The organism is Dielma fastidiosa (assembly GCF_000313565.1).
Classification (GTDB): Bacteria; Bacillota_I; Bacilli_A; order Erysipelotrichales; family Erysipelotrichaceae; genus Dielma; species Dielma fastidiosa.
In genome coordinates this window covers 66,257-91,663 of record NZ_HE578927.1, presented here as the reverse complement: position 1 = coordinate 91,663, position 25,407 = coordinate 66,257, and the positions used below count along the sequence as shown (strand labels likewise).

Below are 25,407 nucleotides of genomic sequence, written 5' to 3'. Positions count from 1 at the left end.
CTCGCGCTCTTTTATTTTGATTCATAGAGATTTTTAAGATCATCAAGCATATCCAGGTGTTTGAAATCCTTGTGATATACCATATTAATTTCACGGGTCAGATTCATGTTTTCAATCTGCAGTGTTACTAATGTTCCTTTAGCTATTTCACGGGTACAGGCGCTGTGAGCAATAATCGTAATACCAAAATTAGAGGCAACGAGTTCTTTAATCGTCGTGACATTGTCCAGTTCCAATATGATATTAAAATTTTTAATATGCTCATAGTGAGAGACAAGCTGATTTTCAAAAAGCTGTCTAGTACCTGCGCTGCGAGAACGCAAAATAAAATTTTCTTTCTTTAATTCCTGTAAAGAGATGCTTTTTCGTTTACTTTTTGCGATTGGATGCTCCTTTGAAACAGCAACGCACAGGTAATCAGTATCTAAAAGTACCGAGGTAAATTTAGGATTGAAAAGATTTCCCTCCACAATAGCTAAATCTAATTCATAATTTTTTAACTTATCATAAATATTATTTATAGCATCTGTGGTTACATTGAAGTGAATATCATTGTGCATATTACAGTAGCGGGCAACAACATGAGGTACGATGGTTTCTTCAGCAGTCGGTGTCATACCGATATTTAGGCTGTGTACTGACATCCGGGTATCTTCAATTGCCTGCCGGCAGTTGTCGTTCAGCGCGCTCATTCGCCGGGCATATTTAACCAGAACCTCACCTTCCGGCGTAAGGACCAGTTTTTTCTTATCGCGGCGGAATAATTTTATTTTATAGTCTTCTTCCAGCAGCTTAATTTGATGGGTTACCGCTGGCTGAGTGAGTGCCATTTTTTTAGCGGTTTTGGTATAGCTGCAATTTTCAGCTAATGCCAGCAGTGTCATTACTTTAGGATCAATCATAGATGCGCCTTCTTTCAATATAAATATTTTTGATAAGCCTAATAAATATTATAATTAGATTTTATCACTTTTGGGACATATAATCAATTGTGTAAGGAGGGATAAAATGAATCAATTTCTATTGGCTGCGAATGCTGCGATTCAATCAAATCTGATTCTTGAGGTAGCCTTGCTGCTGTCTGCCGGATATCTGATGAGCCGATTGAGTAAGAAGCTCCATCTTCCTTATGTGACTGGGTATCTGCTGGCTGGTATTCTGATTGGCCCATCGGTTCTGCAGCTGATTTCATCAGAAACCGTAGCACGCTTTGATGTGATAACGGATATTGCGTTGGCCTTTATTGCATTTCAGGCAGGGCGTTTCTTTAATCTTAAGATTTTGCGTTCCAATGGCCGGCAAATGGTGATTATCACAATTATGGAAGCACTTGGGGCGGCAATTATTGTTACCTTGGTTATGTATTTTATTTTTCATCTTTCACTTCCTTTTTCTTTATTATTGGGTGCTATCGGATGTGCAACCGCACCGGCATCTACCATTATGACAATCCGTCAATATAAGGCAAAAGGAAACTTTGTGAATATGATTTTACAGGTAACGGCACTTGATGATGCTGTCGCACTATTAACTTTCAGTGCGTGCATGGCTGTGGTACAAGCGATGGATACGGGTGTCTTCTCGGCATCGGTGGTTATTGAGCCGGTGCTGCTGAATCTGGCGGCTGTCGGTTTAGGCATCGTCGGCGGGTATGTATTGAAACGAATCATAACTGAGGAGCGCAGTGAAGATTCTACGTTAATTCTGTCGGTTATTGTTATTTTGACTTTAAGCGGTATCTGTACGGCTATTAATGTATCACCGCTGTTATGCTGTATGTGTCTGGGGGCAAGCTATATAAACTTCTCTAAGAATCAACGGCTTTTTGATCAGCTGAATAATTTCACACCGCCGATTCTGACATTATTCTTTGTCTGCAGCGGCATGCGCCTGAATCTGAGTTCATTAAAAGATGCCGGAATTATTGGCGTAGCGTATTTCTTTATCAGAATTGTTGGTAAATATATCGGCTCCTACCTTGGCGGCAAGCTTACTCAAGCGGAACCAAGCATTACCAACTATCTGGGCTTGGCTCTGATTCCGCAGGCGGGTGTCTCAATTGGGCTTGCTGCATTAGGACAGCGTCTGCTACCGCCTCAATATGGAACCTTACTGACAACCATTATTCTGTCAAGCAGTGTTCTTTATGAAATGGTTGGACCTGCCTGTGCTAAGCTTTCACTTCACCTGTCTCATTCAATACCAGGCAGTGAGAAAGAAGCGGATATGCATAAGAATATTGTATTGCCAAAAAGTGTACCGCATAAATCTTAATCAATAAAAGGAGCTTGATAAGCCCTTAATAAGCACACCCAATTCACTAAGAAAAGGGCGTGCTTTTTTACCGGAAATGTATGCATATCAATCATAGCTGCTGGTTTTTAGTTATCTTATCAAAAAGACGGACTGGCTCAGGAAAGCATCATTTGAGCTTTCACACAAAACATCAAGGATTTCATTTTATGCAGCATAGGACATCTGCTTATTTAAAATTCTGTCTCTATAAATAATCGTTATTGTATGCTATGATGAGGATAAGAAAATGAAGACCATGAATGGAGGTGTCCTATGAGAAAATCAGCATTGCTTCTATTATCATTAATTATTGCTGGCTGCAAACCTGCCTTGAATGAGCAGGTTCAAGAGGAAATCATCAATCAGGAACAAACAGAAATCAGCGGGGTTATCGCCCAAGTAAACCAAAATAAATTGCAGCTGGTGATGAATGGCGGTCATTTGCTTCAGGTCACGGTTGAAGATGGCTCACAGTATGAAGCTAATGATTGGCTGACAATAAACATCAATGCCCCTTTGGCAAAGAACGCGAGATATTACACGCTGCGTAAGGATGATGTGATTGAAAACAAGGGGAAACAACCGTTACAGCTGAAGACAGTTGAGGATACACTTTATTTTGAGGGGCAGATTGGGTTGTATTACACACTTTCATCACAACAAAAGGCAGCCGATTTGTATGCTGGTAAGCCTTATTTAGTGGCTAGCGGCGGCAAACGTATTAATGCCGTTGACGATCAAAATGAGCGAGTTGCTTTCAATGGACAGTTGGACGGAGAGATCATGGCAGAGGATTATCCCGAACTGGTATCAGCCCATTATTACCTGATGATTGATGTTTATAATGCGATGGATGAAATCATAACTACCACAGCTGCTCCAATCGATGTTCAAGCTACTCCTTATCAAACGGCACATATCCGAATTACGGAAATCAGTGATGATTATTTTATCGGCACCCTGCGCAATAATGTTTCAGGCTTTGCCATGAAGACTATGTTTAAGGTCAATTTGCCAAGTGATGAATTGATTAGTGAGGCGCGTAATGAAGATTATATGATTGGTGATGAGGTTGTTGTCGAATACGATCAGCGGCATTTAATTGAGGACAATGACGGCATGGTGGAAATCACGGCAATGTGGCTGGAATGCCGCAGCAATGATAACAGGGGAGCCGCTATGAAGCCGGTTATTTATCTCTACCCGCAGGTGCCAGTTAACTTTAAGGTATCCATTGATTATGACGGCCAGTTAACCACGACATACCCAGCTTATAAGGATGGCTGGCAGGGGATTGCCAATCCCGACGGTACGCTTCTTGTAGATGATCATGAATATTCTTATCTGTTCTGGGAAGGGTTTGATCATAATGAATATGATATGTCAAAGGGCTTTGTGGTTAAGGGTGAGGACAGTGCAGAGTTTCTGCAGAACGTATTAAGTCAGATGGGACTGCTGCCCAAGGAGTATAATGAATTTATCGTATACTGGCTGCCGCAGCTTGCTGACAACGCGTATAACTTGATTACTTTTCAGCAAGCGGACTACACCGATCATGCCCGTTTGACTATTGATCCAGAGCCTGATAGTGTTTTACGGATATTCATGGTTTATCAAGCATTGAATGAGCCAATCGATGTAGAAGAAATGGCAGTCGAACCATTTATCCGTCATGGCTTTACAGTTGTGGAATGGGGCGGCTGTGAACTGAAAACTACGCAGGTAAATTAAATCGATGAATCAGCGCATCCTAGCCACTGATTTTTTCTCTTTAATGAGCATTTGCCTTGTTGTTTATAAATATAGGGAACATAATGAAGATACATGAAGGCTCATGCCAAAAGGAGGATCTTATGAATATCACAGAATCATTAAAACAGCGCCGAAGCTATTATCATATTAATAAAACACTGCCTGTCAGTGAAGAAACAATCATTGAACAGATTAAAGAAATCACTGAATTGGTACCCGATGCATATAATATGAAAAGCTCCATTATTGTTGTGGCGCTCAATGAACAGCACGATCAGTTATGGGATATGATATATGAAGCATTTAATGGTAAAATCAGCAGGGAAAAGATTGACAGCTTCAAAGCTGGTGCCGGTACGATCCTGTATTTTTACGATCAGCAGGTCATTGAGACAATGCAGCAGCAATTTCCTTTATATGCTGATAATTTTCCAGTTTGGGCGAATCAAGCCAGCGGAATGCTGCAGCTCAGCCTTTGGAGCGGTCTGCGTGAATTAGGTATTGGCGCCTCTTTGCAGCATTACAATCCAATCATCGATGAGCAGGTTCATGAACTGTTTGCTTTGCCTAAGCAATATAAGCTGATCGCGCAGATGCCATTTGGCGGCATTGGTACTGAAGCAATGGCTAAGCCTAAGGAAGATATTAATCAAAGGGTGTTGATTCGCAGATAAATTTTGTGAGCAGGAAATCTTTAAAAGGGTTTCCTTTTTATATGTTTTGAAAAAAACTCTAATTTGTACTTTTTGACAAAGTTAAATTAAAAAAGTTAAACTTTTTAGCACTTAAGTGTTGACAGTGCTAAAATATATGTTATACTACTATTAGCAATCAATTAGATAGAGTGCTAAAAAAGGAGGACGATATTATGGATTTCAATCAATGTTCAGAAAGTTTACAAACAATACTCATGAATGCCATCAATATCGCAAAATCCTATAAACATCCGATGATAGATACTGTCGAATGTTTAAAAGCGATTTTTGAGAATGATGTGCTTGATGGTTTGTTTAAACGTGTCAATATCAATAAGCAGCAGGCATTAAATATAATTGACAATGAAATGCTGCGGGTAGCGGCGGTCAGCGACAGTTCTGAACCGCGCATCAGCAGTACGGTCAATGAGAGTATTATGGAAGCGGAGAAATGGAGTGAGGCTCATCAGGAAAGCTATATGAGTACAGCCAGCTTCTTCTTTGCCTTATTAAGAAATCGATCAACGATATCCAAACAGCTGGTGAAAGAGCTTAGAATTAATCTTTCACAGTTGGAGAATGAAGAAATTACACGCAGAGGGGGGAAGAAAATGGATACACAAACAAGTGAAAACAACATTGAAGCATTGGCTAAATACGGCCGTGATCTCGTTAAGGATGTGCAGGATGGAAAGATTGATCCGGTAATTGGCCGTGATGAAGAAATCCGCCGTGTGATTCAGATTTTATCACGTAAAACAAAGAATAACCCGGTTTTGATTGGTGAGCCTGGCGTTGGTAAAACGGCCATTGTCGAAGGTATTGCCTGGCGTATTATGAAGGGTGATGTACCTTTATCATTAAAGGATAAGAAACTGATTGAATTGGATATGGGTGCCTTGATTGCCGGTGCTAAATATAGAGGTGAATTTGAAGAGCGTCTGAAAGCTGTCCTTGAGGAAGTTAAGAATGCTGAAGGCGGTATTATCTTATTTATCGATGAGATTCATAACTTGGTGGGTGCCGGTAAGACGGAGGGCTCAATGGATGCCGCGAACTTACTAAAGCCAATGCTGGCCCGCGGTGAATTAAGATGTATCGGTGCGACTACTTTTAATGAGTACCGTAAATATATTGAAAAAGATGCTGCCTTGGAGCGCCGTTTCCAAAAGGTTACGGTTGCTGAACCAAGTGTAGAAGATACCATCTCTATTCTGCGTGGTTTAAAGGATCGTTTTGAAAGCTATCACGGTGTTAAGATTCTTGATGAAGCAATCATAGCCAGCGCGGTATTAAGCAATCGTTATATCACCGATCGCTTCCTGCCGGATAAGGCCATTGACTTAGTTGATGAAGCGTGCGCAATGTTAAGAGTTGAGATGGATTCAATGCCGCAGGAGCTGGATGAATTAATGCGCAAAATCATGCAGCTGGAAATTGAGGAGACGGCATTAAAGCAGGAAAATGATAAAAAAGCTCAGGAACGTCTTGTTGAAATTCAAAATGAATTAAAGGAATTGAAACAGCAGAAAGATGTTTTATATACAAAATGGATGGATGAAAAACGTGATCTTGAAGCCAGCAAACAGGATAAGGTTGAATTAGAAAGAGCAAAGCTTGATCTTGAACGGGCTCAGAATGAGGCGCGTTATGAAGAAGCGGCAAAGCTTCAATACTCAACAATTCCAGCCTTGGAAAAGAAGATTCAGGAAGCCAGCGATGCAATCAAGAATGATGCCTTGATTCAGGAAACCGTAAATGAAGAAATGATTGCGAAGGTCGTATCACGGTGGAGCGGCGTTGAAGTCAGCAAACTGGTTGAGAGTGAGCGGACAAAGCTTCTGCATCTTGAAGATGCTTTGCGTCAGCGGGTAGTTGGTCAGGATGAGGCACTGGAATTAGTCAGTGATGCAATCATTCGTTCAAAAGCACAAATTCAGGATGAGAATCGGCCGATCGGCAGTTTCTTGTTCCTAGGCCCTACCGGTGTTGGTAAGACAGAGGTAGCAAAAGCCTTAGCTGAACAATTATTTGACAGTGAATCTCATATCGTGCGTATCGATATGAGTGAATATATGGAGAAACACAGCGTCGCTCGTCTGATTGGCGCGCCTCCGGGATATGTCGGTTATGATGAAGGCGGTCAGCTGACGGAAGCAGTTCGCCGCAATCCATACTCAATCATTTTGTTTGATGAGGTTGAAAAGGCACATCCGGATGTCTTTAATGTACTGCTGCAGATTCTTGATGATGGCAGAATCACGGATTCTAAAGGTGTAACTGTCGATTTCAAGAATACTTTATTGATTATGACAAGCAATCTTGGTTCACAATTCGCGTTTGATGCTCAACATCGAAATGAGAAATACATGGAAGAAGTAAAGCGTTACTTCAAACCTGAATTTATTAATCGTATCGATGAGATTGTCGTATTCAATGCGTTAAATGATGACATGATGAGTAAGATTGCCCATAAGTTCATGAATCAGCTTGCCCAGCGTTTGGCTGCCAAGGATATTCATCTTGAGGTTACCGATGCCGTTTATAAGGAAATCGCAACTCAGGGTGTTGACCCAGTTTATGGCGCTCGTCCAATGAAGCGGTATATTCAAAGAAATATTGAAACTTTAATTGCCAGAAAGATTGTTGAGGGTGCAGTTGATAAGGATGAAACATGCGTCATTGACTGTGTGGACGGCGCTTATACGATTACTGCCAAGCATTAAATATAAGAGCGGATAAATAGCTATATTTATCTGCTTTTTTTCATGATTTTAAGGAATTGCTCCATACTACTGATAGAAAGTGAGGAACAATTATGTTTAAACATGAGAAGAAGTTATTACATAAAGTAAGAGTAGAAAAACCTAATCCGCAGTATGCGGTATTGATGCAGGAGCAGTTAGGCGGCTGTAATGGTGAACTGAAAGCAGCAATGCAGTATTTATCTCAAAGCTTCCGTGCCAATGATCCGGTATTTAAAGATTTATTTTTGGATATCGGTACCGAAGAATTAAGTCATATGGAAATGGTAGCGGAAACGATTAATCTGCTTAACGGCGGTGATGTAGATTACAAAAAGGTAGGTGTCGGAGAAATTGAAACGATGGTTACCTATGGCTTGAATCCTGCTTTGGTCAACTCAAGCGGTAATCCATGGACAGCTGATTATGTAACTGTTACGGGTGATTTGGCCGCCGATTTATTGGCCGATATTGCCAGTGAACAGCGTGCTAAGGTCGTGTATGAATACTTATATCGTCAGATTGATGATAAATATGTCAAGGAAACAATCATGTTCTTATTGGAACGTGAAGAAGCGCATAACGCACTATTCTGTGAAGCGTTAAATAAGATTACTGATGATGGCAGCAATAAGAATTTCGGTATGAGTGAGGACAGCCGTTTATACTTTGATTTGTCTAAGCCGGGCCGTTATTTTGATGACCCAGATCCAGAAGCAGTTAAAATTGATCGCAAGAAGAAAAAATAAACAAATGAAATAAGGAAGTGTTAAATTCATTATATAAATGAAAGTAATGCTTCCTTTTGATATGAGAATTCACCTGGGGGATCGGTATTATCTTGACGAAGAGGGTAAGATGCGTGTCAGCTGCTGGCTGTCATCAAGCAATGGCCGCTGGTACTATCTTGGCAGTGACGGCAAAATGGTCAAGAATCAATGGATCGATGGCTGCTTAATCAATGCAGAGGGGTTTTATATCAGTCCGCTGTTTAAGGCTTAATTATAAAAACTTTATACTAGGTAAGAAAGATCCGCCGGCTGTCTTCATATACTATAAGGAAATAAGCATTTCTTAATCTTCACATTCAATTTTTAGCCTTTACATTCTGTACGGTTCACGATAAACTAAAGACAGAGATTTAGAAAGGAGCTGTATGAGATCGAACTCTCATGCAATTGATAGGATGAGTAAAACTACGTTAGTTGTATTAGCAGCTGGTATGGGCAGCCGGTACGGCGGGCTGAAACAAATTGATCCCATTGGTCCTAATGGTGAAATTATTTTAGAATTATCCGTTTATGATGCAATTCAGGCAGGCTTTGACCGAGTTGTTTTTATCATTAAAAAAGAAATTGAAGCTGACTTCAAAGAAGCAATCGGCAATAAGCTGGCAGCTCATGTTGAAGTGGAATATGTATTCCAGGATCTTCATCATTTACCAAAAGATTATGAGGTTCCTGCCGGCCGCGTGAAACCGTGGGGAACCGCCCATGCGCTTTGGTGCTGCAAAGAAGTATTAGACGGCCCTTTTGCGGTTATTAATGCGGATGATTATTATGGACAGTCCTGTTTTAAAGATCTATATGCATTCTTAAATAATGAAGCTAAAAGCCATCATTATGGCATGGTTGGCTATCTGCTGCGCAATACGATTACTGAAAACGGCAGTGTTGCCCGTGGTCAATGTGTGGTTAAGGACGGCAAGCTGGTGAATGTTGTTGAACGTACCAGAATTGAAAAACGCAATGATAAGATTGAATACTATCTGGATGATGAATGGCATACACTGCCGGAGGATACGCTTGTATCAATGAATATGTGGGCCTTTACACCAGATATCATTGAGGAAATCGAGCATCGTTTTGATGCCTTCATGGCTGATGCTGTACCTGCCAATCCTTTGAAGAGTGAGATGTATATTCCTAATGTCGTTGGTGAGCTGCTTCGAGAAGAAGCCGCTGATGTAGTCATGATGTCAAGCCGCGATAAATGGTATGGCGTTACTTATCAGGAAGACAAGGAAGGGGTTAAAGCCGGTATTCGATCACTGATTGATCAGGGCCGCTACCCACAGCCGCTTTGGAAATAATCTAAACTATCGCAAATGCGGTAGTTTTTTTGTATTATAGGAAATTGCATTTTCAAGCATCAAAGGTTTAATATCTCATCATGAAAAGGTATCTAAAAAATTACAAAAAACAGATGAAATCATCTTGTGAATATGGTATACTATGAGTAACAAAAAACAATCTATTTAATCATTAAATTCAACCTAAGCATCACCTAGTTTCCTTTGTATCAATCGAATCTCAGTGGATGCTTTTTTGTTCAAGGGGGGGAACATCCATGAAGTGTTTATCTTATTCAAATCGCTTCTATTATAAAGAGTTATCAGAAGAGGATGCGAATTGTATTAAGAAGGATTTGATCCTGTATAATTCTATGCTGCATACTGCCTATAAGAAACTCTATTTAACTTGTTTTTATGGTGTCAAAGAAGCTGTCTCTTTAGAAAAACAGTTAAAAGCAAGATATGGTACGAATGATTACTTTCCTTTATCTGCAATACATGAAGCCAGAGCCTTGCTTAAAAGTAATATTGAAACTAATCAGCGATTGAAGAAAGAATGTACTAAACGGATTGAAAGAATCAAAGAGAAGATTCGCAAGGATAACAAGTCTTTACAGAACTGGCAGAAACAGAAAGAACAATTAATTCAAAAAAGCAAGGAACATGAAACTAGTAAAACAGACTATTTGTATGAGGTACAGATCGTCAGTCCGAATATCAAACAGCTGAAGCATAGAATCGGGTTGTTGACCTTTAAATTAAACCGGGAAACGGATAAGCTGAATCATTTGAACTTAGGTGTGAGAGCCGCTTGCTTTGGTTCTAGGAAGAAGCTTCATCATAATCTTGAAGCTTATCGGTATGAAAGAAGAAAGCGGATGCTGATAACGGGAAGACGGCAGGGAAAATACAGCAACAATCTCTTTAAATATCATCTTGAATCCGGGATCATGGTTTATCGAGGCACAGAGAAAGAGGTTCATTTACCAATTCGTTTCTATCATCATGCAGAGAAATTAGAAAGAGCAGTCAGATTACCGCATAATACCGCTGGTAAAGCCGTAGCTTATGAACTCTATGACCATGGTGAGTATTTCATCATCAAAGCGATCATTGAGGTGGAACCCAAAATGATAGTGACTAAAAAGGAAGAAGGCAGTATCGGTATCGATATCAATGTGGATCATATCGCGGTTGCCCACATCGATCGGCAAGGCAATCTGTGCAGACAGCAGATCCTGCCGATGAAGTTAAAGGGAAAGACAAGGAATCAGCGAAAGCATATGATTGCAGAAACAGCGAGCAAGATCATTCATGAATGTGTAGATACCCATAAACCATTAGTGATGGAAGCCTTGGACTTTAGTGATAAAAAGCGGAAGCAGCGTTATCAGCCAAAAGGACTGAATCGAATGCTGAGTGAGTTTGCTTATGCACAGATCAGTGAAGCCATCGAGCGAAAAGCAGCTTATGAAGGAGTTGAAGTGATCAAAGTTGATCCAGCGTATACGTCACTGATTGGAAAATTGAAGTATGTACGGGATAAGGGAATGAGTGTGCATCAGGCAGCGAGTTATGTGATCGCAAGAAAAGGGATCGGCTACAAAGAGAAGATCTTGAGAGAATATCGAGTGTTCGTAAAAGAAAAGCAAACACAAACAGAGCAATGGGCAGCGATTGGTAAGAATATAGGAAAAGCGAGTATTAAAGAATGTCAGCTAACCGCCATATTAGCATTATTCAGATAACATAAAAAAATCAGTTCAATGAATCAAGGGAAACAGACCCAAACTAGAAGAAAAGGCTGTTTACTTGATGGAAATCATTGAACTGATCAAAAGAGTTCCTGTATGGATTTGCTCGAGTATGACTCCAATACCGATAGGTAGAACGAGAGAGACATTGAAATACAGGAAGGAACAGCGCCGCGAGAAAGGCAGCTGGGTGTCATCATTGATGGCATGATTTCCTGAAGGATTGAAGGAATTCATTTTCTTGTTGTTCTGCTGCTTTTGCCTACTTTTTGCGGATAAAGGAGAATAAGCTAGAATAAGTTAATGATTGTATCATTTGCTTTTTTTTCCAGCATACTATAAACTAAAAAACGAGGTGATCAGTATGGATGCATTGCAATTGATTGGCAATACGCCAATGTTTGAATATAAGGATAATATTTATGTGAAGCTTGAGAAATACAACTTAGGCGGCAGCATCAAAGACCGTGCTGTTTTGGGTATGCTTGAGGATGCTCAAAAACGCGGACTTCTAAAATCGGATACGGTGCTTGTGGAGGCCACCAGCGGCAATACCGGTATAGCCCTTGCTATTATTGGCCGTCAGTTTGGTTATAAAGTTGTCATCGTCATGCCGGAAAGTATGAGTATTGAAAGAAGAAAGCTGATCTTATCTTATGGGGCTGAATTGATTCTGACTGATAAGGCTAAGGGAATGCAGGGAAGTATTGATAAGGTCAATGAGCTGATGGCCGCTAATCCTAATTATTATTCACTGGGCCAGTTTGATAATCCGGCAATGGTTCAGAAGCATTTTGATACAACTGCGGTGGAAATTATGAATCAGGTGCCTGATCTTGGTGTGTTTATCGCCTGCTCAGGAACCGGCGGTACCATTACTGGTGTCGCTAAACGATTAAAGCAGGACAAGCCTGATGTTTTAACGGTATTAGGTGAGCCTGCCGGCAGTCCGCTGCTGAGTGAACAGCGGCTAGGTCCGCATGCAATCCAGGGAATCGGGCCTAATTTTGTGCCAAGCGTACTTGATTTGAGCGTGATTGATGAAATTGCGGTGGTCAGCGATGAAGAAGCGATTCAGGAAACGATCCATTTCACAAGGGAAACCGGTATTTCCATCGGTATTTCCAGCGGGGCAAACATCGCCTTGGCTAAGCGGTACCACGCATTATATCCTGACCGCAAAATCGTGACAGTAGCACCAGACGGCGGCGATAAGTACCTGTCCGTATTGGATTTTGGGGCATAGCTATGAATTGGTTTTCACTGCTTTGGTATAATGTAAACCGTGTTGTGGAAGTGGACCCTGCCGCTCATTCAAGACTGGAAGTGCTGATTCTTTATCCGCATATTTGGGCATTGATTTTTTATCGCTTCGCGCATTTCTTTTATAAATGCCATCTGTTTTTTATCGCCCGTCTGATTTCACAGATTGCCCGTTTCTTAACCAATATTGAAATCCATCCCGGCGCGACGATTGGCAAGGGGCTGATCATTGACCATGGTACTGGCTGTGTCATCGGTGAAACAACGGTTATCGGTGATGACTGTCTGCTTTATCACGGCGTTACCTTAGGCGGCAACGGACGCGGCAAATGCAAGCGTCATCCGACTTTATTAAATCATGTCATGGTCGGCTGCAACTCCAGTATTCTTGGCAATATTACGCTTGGCAATTATGTTCAGATCGGAGCCAACAGTGTGGTAACAAAGGATGTCGAGGATCATCAGGTTGTCTATGGTTTGGCGGCTAAGGTTCGGCCAGAAAAATGCACTGATGCTGACCGTCCAAATATTATAAACGTAAACCGCGATTAAACAGTATTTGTGATAGATTGACAAAATAAGCAGTGAGGAGAACAATTTCCCTCACTGTTTTCATTTTTAGGCATGTTTATGATTGACTTGCATTGATTTGAATAGTACCATAAAAATGATATTAAACTTAATATATTAAGCAGAAAGGAGAACTATGCGTACTAAAATCAATAAATATCGTCAAATTGAGGAAGAAATCATCGCTGATATTAAATCGGGAAAATTAAAACCCGGCGATAAGGTTGACAGTGAATCCGTACTAAAAAAGAAATACAATGTCTCTACGATCACTGTGCGGAAGGCATTTACCGATCTGATCAATGACGGTTATCTTTACGGCGTTCAAGGTCTTGGCACCTTTGTCGCAAAGAAACAAATGATCCGCGGTTTAACTTCTATCAGCTTTTCTGAAGAATTGATTCAACTGGGATATGAGGTTGATATGATTATCGATTCCATTGAAGAAGTAGAGAATAGTGTAGCAAGTGAAAAACTGGGACTTGATCCGCATGCGACACTGGTCTGTATCAAACGTGTGCGGATTGCTAATAAAGAACCGATGGCCTATCATATTTCATATTTTGATCCTGAGGTTTTATCCTGCGAGCAGGCGCAAAGTCTTTATGAGACACGTTCACTCTACAAAACGTTGGCGCAAATAGGCATCTATCCTGAATGGGTGAATGAAAACTATTCAGTCAAGGATATCAATGAACCCAATGTGGTAAATCAGATGAATGTGAAAAAAGGAACCCCGTCATTTTTTATCAAGCGGGTTACTTTTGATGAAAAGGATAAAGTAATCGAATATGCGGAAACGTATTTTAATCGGGATAATTATTCCGTCACTGTAAACATCAAGGTGTGAGTTCACACCTTTTTATTTGCGCAATTGTTGTAAGCGCTTAATTTCTTATTGACAAGGAGCAGAAAGCATGTTAATCTCTTAATAGATAACATGTTAATATATTAAGTAGGAGGGCTTATGGAAATAAAAAATTATAGTCAGGTTTATGAACAGGGGGTTGTGGATTGCTGGAACCGCTGTTGTACATTTGATCCGATTGATGTGAAAAAGTTTAGGAAGCAGGCGTTGTTTGATGATAACTTCGATGAATCCTTAAGCTGGGTTGCGGTAAATGATGAACGTGTTATTGGTTATATTCTGGCAACTAAGCGGAAGTTTCCATACTTGGAACGCGGTCTTGAACCGGAAAGAGGCTGGATCAATGTAATTTTTGTAGATGCTGAATATCGGGGCATGAATATCGGCGAGCAATTGCTGATGAGAGCGGAAATGGCTTTGAAATCACTCGGCGTAAAAAATATAACGGTGGGTGCTTACAGTCCGAATTATTTCTTTGCCGGTATTGATGCTGACAACTATCCGGAAGCAATTTGTTTCTTTGAAAAGCACGGCTATATCAGCGGTGATCAGCATTATTCAATGTGCAGAGATTTACATGGCTATCAGCTGTCCGAGTCCACGCAGAAGAAAAAGGTTGAAGCAGAAGCAAAGGGCTATCGTTTTATTCAATTTAATTATGCTTATGCGCTTGATTTGCTGCGTTTCCTGAAGGATGAATTTGGCGGCGGCTGGAAGCGCAATGCCTTAATCAGCATGCAGAATGATGAGGCTGAGGATCTGATTCTTCTTGTTTTGGATCATGACGAAAATATTGTGGGCTTCTGTATGCGCAAGATTGACGGCAACCCGATGCGTTTTGGCCCGATCGGTATCAGTGAAAAGGCCAGAAATGCCGGCCTTGGCGGTATTCTCTTAGAGCTGCAGATGGCTGAAATGGCTAAGAAGGGAATCTATCATATGTATTTTGTCACTACGGATGAACCTGGCAGAAGATATTATGAACGGCATGGCTTAAATGTATTTAGATCATTTATTGATTATAGAAAGGACATATAGTATGAGTAAAGTACAGCGAGTAGTCTCAATCGGCGCGCATTCCTTGGATGCGGAATTAATGGGCGGACCTTTATTATTAAAATATGCTAAGCAAGGTGCGCACTGCACATGCATGCATGTTACCCAAGGCCGTCTTGAAGATCCCAATGCTACCAAAGAAGAATGTGATGCATATTTAAAGGAATTACTGGATCAGAACCAGCGCGCTGCTGCCAAGCTTGGCGCCGATACGCTTTGGCTGGGATATGTATCAAGTAATATGCCAACCACTGAAGTATTTTCTGATCGATTAGAAAAATATTTTATTGATGAAAAGGTTGATTTAGTCATCACCCATTGGCGCGGTTCAATGCATCCACGGCATATTAATACTCATGATGCAGTTGTTCGGGCGGTAAAGCGGATGCGTGAAAATGGTTCAGCGATTAAACTGCTTTATGGCGAAACCTTTGAGGATTTAGTTGGTTTTATCCCTCAGGCTTATATCGGCTTGGAGGATGCTGAAATTGAACAGTGGTATTCGGCATTAAATGAATATACGGTGTTTAAAGGCGGGGTAAATGATTTCCCTTATCAGCAATACTATCCGACAAACTTAAAAGTACGCCAGATTGAGTCAAATCATTCTAAAAAATGTGTTTGTTATATGTATGCAAGCTTAATTGAAAATGAATTGTGGTAGAAAGGCAGAAGCCGGGAGGAAATTATGGGAAAAGTGTATGTGCGCGTAGATGATCGATTAATTCATGGTCAAACAGTGTTAGCTTGGTGTCCGACATTATCGATACAGGAGATTATCGCAATTGATAATGACAGTGCTTCAAATCCTATGCTGAGATCAATCATGGAAATGGGTGTGCCTAAAAACTATGCGACAAAAATTGTGACGGTTGATCAGGCTAAAGAATTATTAAGGGAAGACAGTTCTAAGACAAGGCTGGTTATTGTTAAATATCCAAGCCGTTTAATGGAAATTCAAGAAGAAATTGCCGGCTGTGAATTTATTATATTAGGCAACATCGCAAAACGCAGTGACAGTGTTCATCAAGTAAAAGGGGCTACAGGTATTTTCTTCTTGAGTGAACAGGATGTAAAAGATATTGACAGTTTAGTTGAAAAAGGTTTTAAAGTGGACTTTCAGCAATTGCCGAATGCTGCCGGCATGAGCTGGAGTGCATTTAAGAAAACAATATAGGGAGGAATATCTATGACTATTCAGATTCTACTAATCGCATTGTTTATTTATCTTGGCTCGATTGGCTCAATTGTAGGGAATACCATTGGCTGGTATACATTGGGCAGGCCGTTAGTTGCATCATTTGTTGTTGGCATTATCATGGGGGATATCAATAGTGCTTTGATTGTTGGTATACCGCTGCAAATCATGTATATGGGTAATGTAACACCGGGCGGTGCGGTTGCTTGGGACTTATCCTATGCAACCTATATTGGTACAGCGGCAGCATTGATTTTCGGCAAAGGCTTAGATGCCACCGGTTTAATTGGTTTAGCAGTTGTATTTGCTGGTATCGGCGGTTTAGTCGGACAATTGATGTGGAATGTATCTTATGCACTTAATCTGCCTTTAAATCGCATTGCTCATAAATATGCGGAAGAGGGCAATACTTCTAAAATGTATATTCCTAATATGGTATTAGGTCAGTTAATCGGTTTCGCATGCCGTTTCATACCGGCTATCATTGTATTGACATCAATGACGGCAGCTTCCGGACAGGCTGATTTTGCTACCTTGATTCCGAATTGGGTTACTACTGGCTTGAGTGTCTTCGGCGGCATGATGGCTGCTCTTGGTATGGGTATCTTACTTTCATTCCTGTTAAAGAAACGCTACGATCTGGCGATTTTCTTAGGCGGCTTTATTTTAGTTACTTATTTTGGTTTAAATACAATGGCGGTTGCTGTTGTCGGGGTAATTACAGCAGTGCTTTATTATGCGGTGATTACTAAGGGAAAGGAGACTGTATAAGATGAGTGAGGTTAAGAAAATCAGTCCTAAGACACTAAAAAAATCATTCCATAGTTGGTTCTTCTTCAATGGCTGTTCCCAACAGGCAGAATCAATGCTGGGAATGGCATTCGGACAGTCAATGGCACCGGTCATTGATGAATTATATACAACAAAAGAAGAAAAAGCAGCAGCTTTATTGCGTCATGTAACGCTGTTTAATACTGAAGCGCAAGTCGGTTCAATCTGTAATGGTATTGTATGCGGCTTGGAAGAAGCGAATGCGAATGGCCAATGTACACCGGAAGTTATTGAATCCGTAAAAGTAGCCTTGATCGGGCCTACCAGCGCGATTGGTGATTCATTGTGGGTAGCAACCATTATTCCTATTTTACTGACAATCTGTTTATCCATTTCACAATCCTCACCAACCTCAGCATGGATCGGCCCGCTGCTTTATATGATTGCCTATCCGATCATCACTTACACATTAAGCTGGTGGTTATTCAGAATGGGCTATCGTTCTGGTCTTGAAGGCATGCAGGGCTTTATGGGAAGCGGAAAATTAGACGCGTTTACCGATACGATGGGCGTTTTAGGCTTAGTGGTTGTCGGTGCTTTAACCGCATCCTTTGTAAGCTTAACATTACCGATTCAAATCGTAAAAGATGTATTAGACGGCGCAACCGGTGAAATCATTCCTGCTCAAGTTTTATTTAATGCTGACGCGATGCTAAATTCGATTTTCCCTCAATTATTACCTTTATTATTAACTCTGGGTGTCTATTATCTATATTCTAAAAAGAAATGGTCACCGCTTAAATTAATGGCTTTGATTCTGGTGCTTGCTGTCGTTTTAACGGCAATCGGCTATGCTACTGGATTCTACGCATAAATAAACAGCCTAAATAATGAAAAGCACGGTCAATATGAAAAAAGAACGTGCTTTTTTGTTATAATAAAAGCGAAATCTTCAAAGTGCTTAAATGAAATGGGGAATGAATATGAATCAAGATTTTATGCAGCTGACCTCGGTTGATGAGGTATGCGCATTTTTAAAAGAACGCGGCAGCCGGCATCAGAATTATCATCATTATACGAGTTTGCCGACCTTAAAACTGATTCTTAATGGCAATACATGGAAGCTGTCAGATCCGATAACGATGAATGATCTTCAGGAACGGCAGGAAAAAGGGGCTGAGGAAGTATGGCGGCAAACGGTTTTTGCCAGTTTTTGTTTTGGTGATTCTGAAAATATGGCGATGTGGGGTCTGTATTGTTTTCCAAGACAGGATGCTGTCAGAATATCATTGCCGCGTAAATTGATGATGCAGTGGCTGACAGAGACTGAAAAATCAGCCGATGTTTTATTGAGTGATGTGATCTATGTCAATCATCAAAAGGCTCATCAGCTGCGCTGGAACAATCGCAGGCTCGATATTACCGAGATGCCCGCTTTAGCCAATATCAGTCATGAAAGGGCGATGACCGGTTTAATTAAAGCTGACGCGTGGAGCTATGAAAATGAGGTGCGTTTTCTGATGCGTTTAAAAGATGCGGATAATAAGGGTGTATTTGCAGCGCTGCCAGCTGATTTTGCGGCTTTTGTGCATGTCATGCTGGGCCCGTGGATGGATCAGGAAGCAAGGCATCTCGCGAAGGTAGAGCTGATTGCGCTGGGGGTACGCCCAGAGAATATTCATGAAAGCATCTTTACCGGCAAGGTTCATTTGGATAATAAATGTGAATCCTGTACTTATTTTCTTGCTGATCAAATGCGGAAAAAGGTGAATGAATAACGGTTTTTACGCATCACTCAATTTTACTTGTGCTATAATAGGAACATTGGAGGAAAAGATCTATGAAAAATCAATTAATGCATGACTGTCTGGCTTTTATTCAAAAGAGTCCGAGCACTTTTCATGCTGTTCATGAGTTAAAAGATACATGTCTGAAGGCAGGCTTTACTGAATTAAAGGAAGGGACTGTCTGGCAGCTTGAAAAAGGCAGGGGTTATGTTGTTACCCGTAACGGCAGCAGCATCTTGGCATTTAAGATAGGCAGTAAACTGTCCGCACCGATTTTTAATATCACCGCATCGCATTCTGATTCACCAACATTTAAGCTGAAGGAAAACGCGGAAATTGAAAGCAGCGCTTATCTGCAGTTAAATACTGAAGGCTATGGCGGTATGATCGCTTCATCATGGTTTGACCGGCCATTGTCGCTGGCAGGCCGGCTGGCGGTGAAGAAAGCGGATAAAATTGAGATTCAGCTTTATGATGCGGGACGTGATTTGTTAATGATTCCCAATGTGGCGATTCATATGAACCGCAGTATCAACAGCGGATATAATTATAATCTGCAGGTTGATTTACTGCCGTTATTCAGTGCCAAAAATAAGCAGGGAACGCTGAAAAAGCTGATTGCGGAAGATATTAAGGCAGCGGAAGCAGATATTTTAAGCATGGAATTAAACATTTATAACCGCACGCCTTATTCAATCTGGGGGGCTGAGGAAGAATTTGTTTCCTCACCAAAGCTGGATAATCTTGAATGTGCCTATACGACGCTTGATGGTTTCCTGAAAGCGCAAAATGATGAACGCATTTGTGTCTATGGCTGTTTTGATAATGAAGAAGTAGGTTCGACTAGCAAGCAGGGAGCGGATTCAACATTCCTCTATGATGTGCTGAAACGGATCAGCGCTAATCTTGGCTATGATGAAGAAGCTTATCTGGCTGGTTTGAATCATTCTTTTATGCTTTCTGCAGATAATGCTCACGCGCTGCACCCAAATCATCCTGAATTCAGCGATAAGACGAATCAGGTGCTGATGAATCAGGGGGTTGTCGTTAAGGGGAACGCGAATCAGAAATATACGACTGACGGTGTCAGCAATGCGATCTTTAAGGCAATCTGTGAACAAGCCGGTGTGCCGCTTCAATTTTATTACAACCGTTCTGATATGCCGGGCGGTTCAACACTGGGCAATCTGTCATCAAGACATGTCAGCATCAAAACGATTGATATCGGTCTTGCCCAGCTGGCGATGCATTCATCCTATGAGACAGCGGGAATTAAGGATGGTCAGTATATGAGTCAGGCTTGTCAGGCTTTTTATGAAACATCTTTAACAATGGATGAGGAAGCAATCAGATTCTAATCATAGATTTTTCAGAAAATACTTTCAATCTTGATGAAAATCGTTGTATAATTGAGAAGTCTGAGGAGGAATCAATATGAATCATGAACGTTTAGTTCTCCCAGAGAACTATGAAAATAAATTAAATTATCTTGATACAGAGCTGGCGATTAAAATTGTGAAAGACTCTTTTGAGAAAAGACTGGCGCATCATTTGAATCTTGTGCGTGTATCGGCACCGCTGTTTGTACGCAATGATTCCGGTTTGAATGATAATTTGAACGGTGTGGAACGGCCGGTTGGTTTTGATATTAAGGATATCCACAGTGATGTGGAGGTCGTTCATTCGTTGGCTAAATGGAAGCGGCTGGCTTTGAAGCAGTATGATTTTGAAACCTACCGCGGCATTTATACCGATATGAACGCGATCCGCCGTGATGAGGAATTGGATAATCTGCATTCTGTTTATGTTGACCAGTGGGACTGGGAGAAGATTATTGAGCGTGAAGAACGAACGGTGGATACATTAAAGGAAACCGTGCGGGCGATCGTAAAAGCGATCAAGGAAACTGAATATGTGCTGCATGAGCATTATGATGAGCTGCAGCGAATAGTGCAGGGTGAGGTCTTTTTTATCACTTCTCAGGAGCTGGAGGATATGTATCCCAATAAGAGCGGCAAGGAACGTGAATATCTGATCTGTAAAGAGAAGAAAACAGTGTTTATCATGCAGATCGGCGATAAGCTGAAAAGCGGATTGCCGCATGACGGCCGCGCGCCGGATTATGATGATTGGAAATTAAACGGCGATCTGCTTGTTTATTATCCGATTCTTGACTGTGCTCTTGAATTATCCAGCATGGGTATCCGCGTCGACCGTGAATCACTGCTTGATCAGTGTACCAAGGCGAATACATTGGATCGTTTGGAATATCCTTTTCATAAGGCCTTGATGAATGATGAGCTGCCGCTTACGATGGGCGGCGGTATCGGTCAGTCACGGCTTTGTCTGATGATGCTGAATAAGGCGCATATCGGTGAGGTACAGGTTTCTACCTGGGGCGCGGATATGATTGAGGAATGCCGAAAACACGGCATCAGGTTGTTATAATGCAGTCTTTAATTCTTGAGGGCGGTACCTTTAGACCGGTATTCTCCTGCGGAATCATGGATTGTCTGCTTGACCATAAATTATATTTTCCTTATGTTATCGGTGTTTCGGCAGGAATTACCGATGGCATGAGCTATCTGTCACGTCAGAAGGGGCGCAACCTTGAGGTATTTATGCGCTACCGCAATGACAAGCGTTATGTCGGCATCGGCAATCTGATGAAACATCAAAGTCTGTTTGGCTTAGATTTTGTCTATGATGAAGTTCCCAATAAGCTTCTGCCCTTTGACTGGCAGGCATTCTATGATTACCCAGGTCAGGGCTGGGTCGGCGTAACTAATGCTGATACCGGTGAGGCTGAATACATTAATTGCCAGCTGCTTGATAAACAATGTACGATGTTGCGGGCAACGTGTGCGATTCCCTTAGTATTCCCGGCCATTGAATTAAATGGCAAACGGTTTTATGACGGTGGTTTGGCAGATCCGATCCCAATCCGCAAGGCCATCGCCGATGGCTGTGATAAGCATTTGATCATTTTAACCCGCTGCAAGGGCTATGTAAAGGAACTCAGCAAGCAGAACATTGTCGCGGCTAAGGTTTTGAAAAAGAAATATCCAAAGCTGGTGCCGCTGTTAGAAACAAGACATCTTGCCTATAATGAAACCGTGCAGTTCTGTGAACAGCTGGAGCGTGAGGGCAAGGCGCTGATCTTACGCCCTGAGTGGCCGATCGAAAGCTTTGAAAAGGATTTGAATAAGCTTCAGGCAGCCTATGATATGGGTTATCAGATGGCAGAGGCACATTTGGATGAAATCAAGGCTATTTTGAAACCTTCTAATAAATAAAGATACCGCATCACTTCCGTTGATGCGGTATTTACTTTCCTATGTGACAATAATGAAAGAATGCGCTTATCGGGAGCATGTTAAAATATAAATAGATAAAGTGTCCTTGATGCGGAAAGGAGAAGGCTATGATCACTATTTTTAATCGAAAAGAAGTAGCAGCTACATTTTCCGAAGAACGTCAGGCCGAGATCCGTCAGATTCTTGGCGCCTGCGGTGTTGATTACCGTTGGAAAATCATTCAGGCGGAACCCAATCGCGGCCGCATGACTGAAAGAAGCTGCTTTCAGGGAAAACGAGACAGTGAATATGTCATCTATGTAGCTAAAAGAGATTATGAGAAGGCGATGCATCTCTTACAAACGTATAAAAAACAAAAGAACTGAGGGGATAATATGCTTCACTTATTAAACCGCGCGGTACTGCTTGATACAGCTTCTGTTGATCGGCAGGTACAGATCAAAGATTTATTATTGGCTAATGGCTATGAGGTTTATGTTAAGGCGATGGCTTATCAACCGCTGCCGGCGGCCGCTTCACAATTAGGTAAGAAGTTTGGCGAACATAAGAGTGAGTGCATCTATCGGATTTATGTCAGACGATCAGAGCTTGCGATAATCATGAGTCTGATTAAAAAGCATAATCTATAATAGGGATAATAAAAGGCAGATTAATCTGCCTCTTTCATATTCAGACCTTACAAAATTGAAAGCTAACTGTAAGTGTAAGCGATGGCTGTCATTTAAACGCTGTTTTATAATGGTTATAGTAAAGGTGGTGATTCAGATGAAGAAACTGATCAAAGCATTCGCATTAACCATCATGGCTTGTTTTATGGTACTGCTGGTATTAGGCTTTATTGAATACCGCAGTGTAATCCGTGAAATGCCGATTCAGGATAAGGTAGCCTCAATCATGCAGAAGGACGATTATGTGCCGATTGATGAAATCAGTGATTATCTGAAGGTAGCGACAATATCCACAGAGGATAAGCGGTTCTATAAGCATCAAGGCGTTGACCTCATCGCTTATGGACGGATTCTTTATGTATTTATTACCAGCGGGCAAATCAGCGGCGGCGGTTCTACCATCACGCAGCAGCTGGCAAAAAACATGTATTTTTCCTTTCAGCCATCAATCATCCGCAAGGTTGCGGAATTCTTTGTAACAAAAGATTTAGAACGGCTCTATGATAAGGATACGCTTTTAGAATTATATCTCAACATCATAAATTATGGAGATAATAATATCGGTATTGCCAGTGCCAGCATGAATTACTTTCATGTTGAACCTGCTGATTTAAGCTTTGACCAGGCAACCTTACTGGCCGGCATCCCTCAGTCACCCGCTAATTATCAGTTAAGCAATCATGAGGATCAGGCCAGGCTCAGGCAGCAGGCAGTCTTGGCAACCATTGAGGATAACGGCTACTATGATGACGATGAGCTGGCAAGGCTGCTGTTAGGCGTCAATCCTTAATGACGGCGCTTTGTTAGATGCGTACTGAGTAGGTTTTGAATCGTTGCTGGTTCAGGATCGATATAAATAGTTTTATATGAGGAAAGCAGGGCTTGGCCAAGCATGCCGCCCTTTGCTTTTTTTAAATAGCGGACTTCACAATAATCAACAGGTACTGAGCTTGACTGCCGTCCCTGCGAATAATAAGCGGCTAACATCGCCGCCAGGCGCAGCAGCTCTTCATTGGGATGAGCGTCATTGATCAGAACATGAGCGCCGTGGAAATCCTTGGCATGCAGCCACAAATCATCCTTGCGCGCAAAGCGGAAGGTCAGATAATCATTTTGAATATTATTTTTTCCGACATAGATCTTATGACCGTCTTCAAATTCAAAAGTCATGAAATGCGGAATTTCATTTTGTTTTTTCTTTTTGATTCTCTGCTTCTGCGGTTTCAGATAATGCATTTTTTCTAATTCATTGCGAATTTCAACGGCATCCTCAAAGCTGGCATATTCAAGCTGAGCGCCGATCTCTTCAAAATAAGCGAGTTCTTTTTCGCAGAGTGAAATCTGTTCGCTGACTAAAAGCTGAGCAGTTTTACTTTTATGATATTTCTGATAATACTTTTTCGCGTTCTGCTTGGCATCAAAACGTATATCAAGCGGAATCCTAATCATTTCACCCGTTTCAAAATCAGGCAGCTCAACACTGCCGCTTTTTTCATTCAGCGTATCGGCATAGGCATAAAGCAAATCGCCGTACATTCTATAATGTTCGCAGTTCATCGCATCCTCAAGTGTCTGATTGAGTTTGCCCAGCTTATTGGTATTCTTATTGATTTCACGGCGAACAAGTTTAAATAAGTCACCGCTTTGCTGGCGGATGCGCTCCCGTTCTTCCTTGTGGTAGAAAATTACGTCGATGCCTTTTTGCAGGCTGTACGCGGCCGGCTGATTTTCAAGGTGAGTGAGCGGCAGACAATGAAACTGCGGTTCCTTTTCGGTTTCAGTAATATAAAGCGTTTTTGAGGCAAGCAGCTCCTTCATGATTTCCGCAAAATTTTCACCGTTATGCATGCGGTGCTGAAATTCACGGCTCAGCTGCGGGGAGAAGCCATGAAACTGCTTCACCAGCGATTCATCCGCGTCAGCGTCTAATGTGATCCGCGGATCTTTCTTCAGCTCCTGCGCCGGCAATGTATAAAGGGCGCCGGGATGAATCGTTCGCTTCGTATTTTCAAAGGGCGGAATCCGCTTCATCGCGTCAATGATCTTTTCATTTTCATCAACCAAGACACAATTGGCATATTTGCCCATCAATTCGATATACAAAGAAAAATCATGCTGGTCACCCAGATCATTGCGGGCAGTAATCAGCATATGCAGGATGCGGTCAAGGCCAACCTGTTCACATGAATTAATGATACCGCCGTCAAGATACTTCCTCAGCACCATGATGAAGTTATTTGGGACATCGGGAGCGGTGTATGTTTCTTCGGTAAGATTAATGCGGTTATATTGTGAGTGACAGCTGATCATCAGCTTAAAACCACTGCTGCGGGAGCGGCAGTTAAAGAGTATTTCAGTATCTGATATCTGCTGGATTTTATTGATTTTAGCCGGCAGCAGCTGTTTAATTTCTTCATTGATTTGATATAAGAGTAAGCCATCTAAAGCCATGGCAACCCCTCCTTTCATGTGCTTTATTATACCATGATTTAGCGGATGCATTGAATTATTTATTTAAAGCGCGGATATTCATCAGGGTATGCTTGAATGTCATAGGTATTATTTGTTAAGTTTGTATCTTTATAATGACGCCTT

At 41.5% G+C, this 25,407-nt stretch carries 25 protein-coding genes; 23 read left to right on the top strand and 2 right to left on the bottom strand.

What is annotated here, in order from left to right:
• Window positions 1-11: 11 nt before the first annotated feature.
• The gene (locus DAHG_RS10270) at window positions 12-902 is read right to left on the bottom strand and encodes a LysR family transcriptional regulator (RefSeq protein ID WP_022938264.1); all 891 of its coding nucleotides are present in this window, start codon (window positions 900-902) and stop codon (window positions 12-14) included.
• A 106-nt stretch (window positions 903-1,008) separates the two neighbouring features.
• Between DAHG_RS10270 and DAHG_RS19340 the strand changes: the two genes are divergently transcribed.
• The 23 genes from DAHG_RS19340 to DAHG_RS10155 all read left to right on the top strand — a co-directional run bounded on the left by DAHG_RS19340 (window position 1,009) and on the right by DAHG_RS10155 (window position 23,602).
• A complete protein-coding gene (locus tag DAHG_RS19340; protein ID WP_022938263.1) occupies window positions 1,009-2,274 on the top strand; it encodes a cation:proton antiporter in 1,266 nt (421 codons plus the stop codon).
• A gap of 294 nt (window positions 2,275-2,568) precedes the next feature.
• Window positions 2,569-4,026: a hypothetical protein gene (locus DAHG_RS21135; protein WP_022938262.1), complete on the top strand. Its 1,458-nt coding sequence runs from the start codon at window positions 2,569-2,571 to the stop codon at window positions 4,024-4,026.
• A gap of 122 nt (window positions 4,027-4,148) precedes the next feature.
• Complete coding sequence (locus DAHG_RS10255; RefSeq protein ID WP_022938261.1) at window positions 4,149-4,721, top strand: nitroreductase family protein; 573 nt, start codon at window positions 4,149-4,151, stop codon at window positions 4,719-4,721.
• 194 nt (window positions 4,722-4,915) lie between these two features.
• The gene (locus DAHG_RS10250) at window positions 4,916-7,468 is read left to right on the top strand and encodes an ATP-dependent Clp protease ATP-binding subunit (RefSeq protein ID WP_022938260.1); all 2,553 of its coding nucleotides are present in this window, start codon (window positions 4,916-4,918) and stop codon (window positions 7,466-7,468) included.
• 92 nt (window positions 7,469-7,560) lie between these two features.
• The gene (locus DAHG_RS10245) at window positions 7,561-8,235 is read left to right on the top strand and encodes a manganese catalase family protein (protein WP_022938259.1); all 675 of its coding nucleotides are present in this window, start codon (window positions 7,561-7,563) and stop codon (window positions 8,233-8,235) included.
• Window positions 8,236-8,272: 37 nt separating this feature from the next.
• Window positions 8,273-8,488 (top strand): hypothetical protein, encoded by a 216-nt coding sequence (locus DAHG_RS20910; protein WP_022938258.1) that lies wholly within the window; start codon window positions 8,273-8,275, stop codon window positions 8,486-8,488.
• Between the two features lie 154 nt (window positions 8,489-8,642).
• Window positions 8,643-9,578: a nucleotidyltransferase family protein gene (locus tag DAHG_RS10235; protein WP_420870384.1), complete on the top strand. Its 936-nt coding sequence runs from the start codon at window positions 8,643-8,645 to the stop codon at window positions 9,576-9,578.
• A 257-nt stretch (window positions 9,579-9,835) separates the two neighbouring features.
• Complete coding sequence (locus DAHG_RS10230; RefSeq protein ID WP_022938256.1) at window positions 9,836-11,308, top strand: IS200/IS605 family accessory protein TnpB-related protein; 1,473 nt, start codon at window positions 9,836-9,838, stop codon at window positions 11,306-11,308.
• A 370-nt stretch (window positions 11,309-11,678) separates the two neighbouring features.
• The gene (locus DAHG_RS10225; protein WP_022938255.1) at window positions 11,679-12,560 is read left to right on the top strand and encodes a PLP-dependent cysteine synthase family protein; all 882 of its coding nucleotides are present in this window, start codon (window positions 11,679-11,681) and stop codon (window positions 12,558-12,560) included.
• A gap of 2 nt (window positions 12,561-12,562) precedes the next feature.
• Window positions 12,563-13,129: a serine O-acetyltransferase EpsC gene (gene epsC, locus DAHG_RS10220; protein WP_022938254.1), complete on the top strand. Its 567-nt coding sequence runs from the start codon at window positions 12,563-12,565 to the stop codon at window positions 13,127-13,129.
• A gap of 154 nt (window positions 13,130-13,283) precedes the next feature.
• Complete coding sequence (locus DAHG_RS10215) at window positions 13,284-13,997, top strand: GntR family transcriptional regulator (RefSeq protein WP_022938253.1); 714 nt, start codon at window positions 13,284-13,286, stop codon at window positions 13,995-13,997.
• A 117-nt stretch (window positions 13,998-14,114) separates the two neighbouring features.
• The gene (locus tag DAHG_RS10210; RefSeq protein ID WP_022938252.1) at window positions 14,115-15,053 is read left to right on the top strand and encodes a GNAT family N-acetyltransferase; all 939 of its coding nucleotides are present in this window, start codon (window positions 14,115-14,117) and stop codon (window positions 15,051-15,053) included.
• Between the two features lies 1 nt (window position 15,054).
• On the top strand, window positions 15,055-15,735 hold the full coding sequence (locus tag DAHG_RS10205; RefSeq protein ID WP_022938251.1) for a PIG-L deacetylase family protein: 681 nt from the start codon (window positions 15,055-15,057) through the stop codon (window positions 15,733-15,735).
• A 24-nt stretch (window positions 15,736-15,759) separates the two neighbouring features.
• Window positions 15,760-16,248: a PTS system mannose/fructose/N-acetylgalactosamine-transporter subunit IIB gene (locus tag DAHG_RS10200; RefSeq protein WP_022938250.1), complete on the top strand. Its 489-nt coding sequence runs from the start codon at window positions 15,760-15,762 to the stop codon at window positions 16,246-16,248.
• Window positions 16,249-16,260: 12 nt separating this feature from the next.
• Complete coding sequence (locus DAHG_RS10195; protein ID WP_022938249.1) at window positions 16,261-17,040, top strand: PTS mannose/fructose/sorbose/N-acetylgalactosamine transporter subunit IIC; 780 nt, start codon at window positions 16,261-16,263, stop codon at window positions 17,038-17,040.
• 1 nt (window position 17,041) lies between these two features.
• Window positions 17,042-17,914: a PTS system mannose/fructose/sorbose family transporter subunit IID gene (locus DAHG_RS10190; protein WP_022938248.1), complete on the top strand. Its 873-nt coding sequence runs from the start codon at window positions 17,042-17,044 to the stop codon at window positions 17,912-17,914.
• Between the two features lie 109 nt (window positions 17,915-18,023).
• Window positions 18,024-18,818 carry a DUF2971 domain-containing protein gene (locus DAHG_RS10185; RefSeq protein WP_022938247.1) on the top strand — a complete coding sequence of 265 codons (795 nt, stop codon included), beginning with the start codon at window positions 18,024-18,026 and terminating at the stop codon, window positions 18,816-18,818.
• A 62-nt stretch (window positions 18,819-18,880) separates the two neighbouring features.
• Window positions 18,881-20,185 (top strand): M18 family aminopeptidase, encoded by a 1,305-nt coding sequence (locus DAHG_RS10180; RefSeq protein ID WP_022938246.1) that lies wholly within the window; start codon window positions 18,881-18,883, stop codon window positions 20,183-20,185.
• Window positions 20,186-20,261: 76 nt separating this feature from the next.
• On the top strand, window positions 20,262-21,275 hold the full coding sequence (gene asnA / locus DAHG_RS10175; RefSeq protein ID WP_022938245.1) for an aspartate--ammonia ligase: 1,014 nt from the start codon (window positions 20,262-20,264) through the stop codon (window positions 21,273-21,275).
• A complete protein-coding gene (locus tag DAHG_RS10170; protein ID WP_022938244.1) occupies window positions 21,275-22,123 on the top strand; it encodes a patatin-like phospholipase family protein in 849 nt (282 codons plus the stop codon). Before asnA ends, DAHG_RS10170 begins: the two co-directional genes overlap by 1 nt.
• Before the next feature lie 128 nt (window positions 22,124-22,251).
• Complete coding sequence (locus DAHG_RS10165) at window positions 22,252-22,509, top strand: hypothetical protein (protein WP_022938243.1); 258 nt, start codon at window positions 22,252-22,254, stop codon at window positions 22,507-22,509.
• Between the two features lie 9 nt (window positions 22,510-22,518).
• Window positions 22,519-22,773 (top strand): hypothetical protein, encoded by a 255-nt coding sequence (locus tag DAHG_RS10160; RefSeq protein WP_022938242.1) that lies wholly within the window; start codon window positions 22,519-22,521, stop codon window positions 22,771-22,773.
• 136 nt (window positions 22,774-22,909) lie between these two features.
• A complete protein-coding gene (locus tag DAHG_RS10155) occupies window positions 22,910-23,602 on the top strand; it encodes a biosynthetic peptidoglycan transglycosylase (RefSeq protein ID WP_022938241.1) in 693 nt (230 codons plus the stop codon).
• Here the strand turns inward: DAHG_RS10155 and DAHG_RS10150 are convergent.
• A complete protein-coding gene (locus tag DAHG_RS10150) occupies window positions 23,599-25,263 on the bottom strand; it encodes an Rqc2 family fibronectin-binding protein (protein ID WP_022938240.1) in 1,665 nt (554 codons plus the stop codon). The genes DAHG_RS10155 and DAHG_RS10150 overlap by 4 nt on opposite strands.
• Between the last annotated feature and the right edge of the window lie 144 nt (window positions 25,264-25,407).

Excerpts from the sequence above, each read along its gene's own strand:
- DAHG_RS10185 (WP_022938247.1), top strand. The coding sequence starts at position 18,024 with ATGAATCAAGATTTTATGCAGCTGACCTCGGTTGATGAGGTATGCGCA.
- DAHG_RS10160 (WP_022938242.1), top strand. The coding sequence starts at position 22,519 with ATGCTTCACTTATTAAACCGCGCGGTACTGCTTGATACAGCTTCTGTT.
- DAHG_RS10170 (WP_022938244.1), top strand. The coding sequence starts at position 21,275 with ATGCAGTCTTTAATTCTTGAGGGCGGTACCTTTAGACCGGTATTCTCC.
- DAHG_RS10205 (WP_022938251.1), top strand. The coding sequence starts at position 15,055 with ATGAGTAAAGTACAGCGAGTAGTCTCAATCGGCGCGCATTCCTTGGAT.
- DAHG_RS10195 (WP_022938249.1), top strand. The coding sequence starts at position 16,261 with ATGACTATTCAGATTCTACTAATCGCATTGTTTATTTATCTTGGCTCG.
- DAHG_RS10215 (WP_022938253.1), top strand. The coding sequence starts at position 13,284 with ATGCGTACTAAAATCAATAAATATCGTCAAATTGAGGAAGAAATCATC.
- DAHG_RS21135 (WP_022938262.1), top strand. The coding sequence starts at position 2,569 with ATGAGAAAATCAGCATTGCTTCTATTATCATTAATTATTGCTGGCTGC.
- DAHG_RS10200 (WP_022938250.1), top strand. The coding sequence starts at position 15,760 with ATGGGAAAAGTGTATGTGCGCGTAGATGATCGATTAATTCATGGTCAA.
- DAHG_RS10255 (WP_022938261.1), top strand. The coding sequence starts at position 4,149 with ATGAATATCACAGAATCATTAAAACAGCGCCGAAGCTATTATCATATT.
- DAHG_RS20910 (WP_022938258.1), top strand. The coding sequence starts at position 8,273 with ATGAAAGTAATGCTTCCTTTTGATATGAGAATTCACCTGGGGGATCGG.
- DAHG_RS10230 (WP_022938256.1), top strand. The coding sequence starts at position 9,836 with ATGAAGTGTTTATCTTATTCAAATCGCTTCTATTATAAAGAGTTATCA.
- DAHG_RS10235 (WP_420870384.1), top strand. The coding sequence starts at position 8,643 with ATGAGATCGAACTCTCATGCAATTGATAGGATGAGTAAAACTACGTTA.
- DAHG_RS10150 (WP_022938240.1), bottom strand. The coding sequence starts at position 25,263 with ATGGCTTTAGATGGCTTACTCTTATATCAAATCAATGAAGAAATTAAA.
- DAHG_RS10180 (WP_022938246.1), top strand. The coding sequence starts at position 18,881 with ATGAAAAATCAATTAATGCATGACTGTCTGGCTTTTATTCAAAAGAGT.
- DAHG_RS10270 (WP_022938264.1), bottom strand. The coding sequence starts at position 902 with ATGATTGATCCTAAAGTAATGACACTGCTGGCATTAGCTGAAAATTGC.
- DAHG_RS10225 (WP_022938255.1), top strand. The coding sequence starts at position 11,679 with ATGGATGCATTGCAATTGATTGGCAATACGCCAATGTTTGAATATAAG.
- DAHG_RS10250 (WP_022938260.1), top strand. The coding sequence starts at position 4,916 with ATGGATTTCAATCAATGTTCAGAAAGTTTACAAACAATACTCATGAAT.
- DAHG_RS19340 (WP_022938263.1), top strand. The coding sequence starts at position 1,009 with ATGAATCAATTTCTATTGGCTGCGAATGCTGCGATTCAATCAAATCTG.
- asnA (WP_022938245.1), top strand. The coding sequence starts at position 20,262 with ATGAATCATGAACGTTTAGTTCTCCCAGAGAACTATGAAAATAAATTA.
- DAHG_RS10245 (WP_022938259.1), top strand. The coding sequence starts at position 7,561 with ATGTTTAAACATGAGAAGAAGTTATTACATAAAGTAAGAGTAGAAAAA.
- DAHG_RS10165 (WP_022938243.1), top strand. The coding sequence starts at position 22,252 with ATGATCACTATTTTTAATCGAAAAGAAGTAGCAGCTACATTTTCCGAA.
- DAHG_RS10155 (WP_022938241.1), top strand. The coding sequence starts at position 22,910 with ATGAAGAAACTGATCAAAGCATTCGCATTAACCATCATGGCTTGTTTT.
- epsC (WP_022938254.1), top strand. The coding sequence starts at position 12,563 with ATGAATTGGTTTTCACTGCTTTGGTATAATGTAAACCGTGTTGTGGAA.
- DAHG_RS10210 (WP_022938252.1), top strand. The coding sequence starts at position 14,115 with ATGGAAATAAAAAATTATAGTCAGGTTTATGAACAGGGGGTTGTGGAT.
- DAHG_RS10190 (WP_022938248.1), top strand. The coding sequence starts at position 17,042 with ATGAGTGAGGTTAAGAAAATCAGTCCTAAGACACTAAAAAAATCATTC.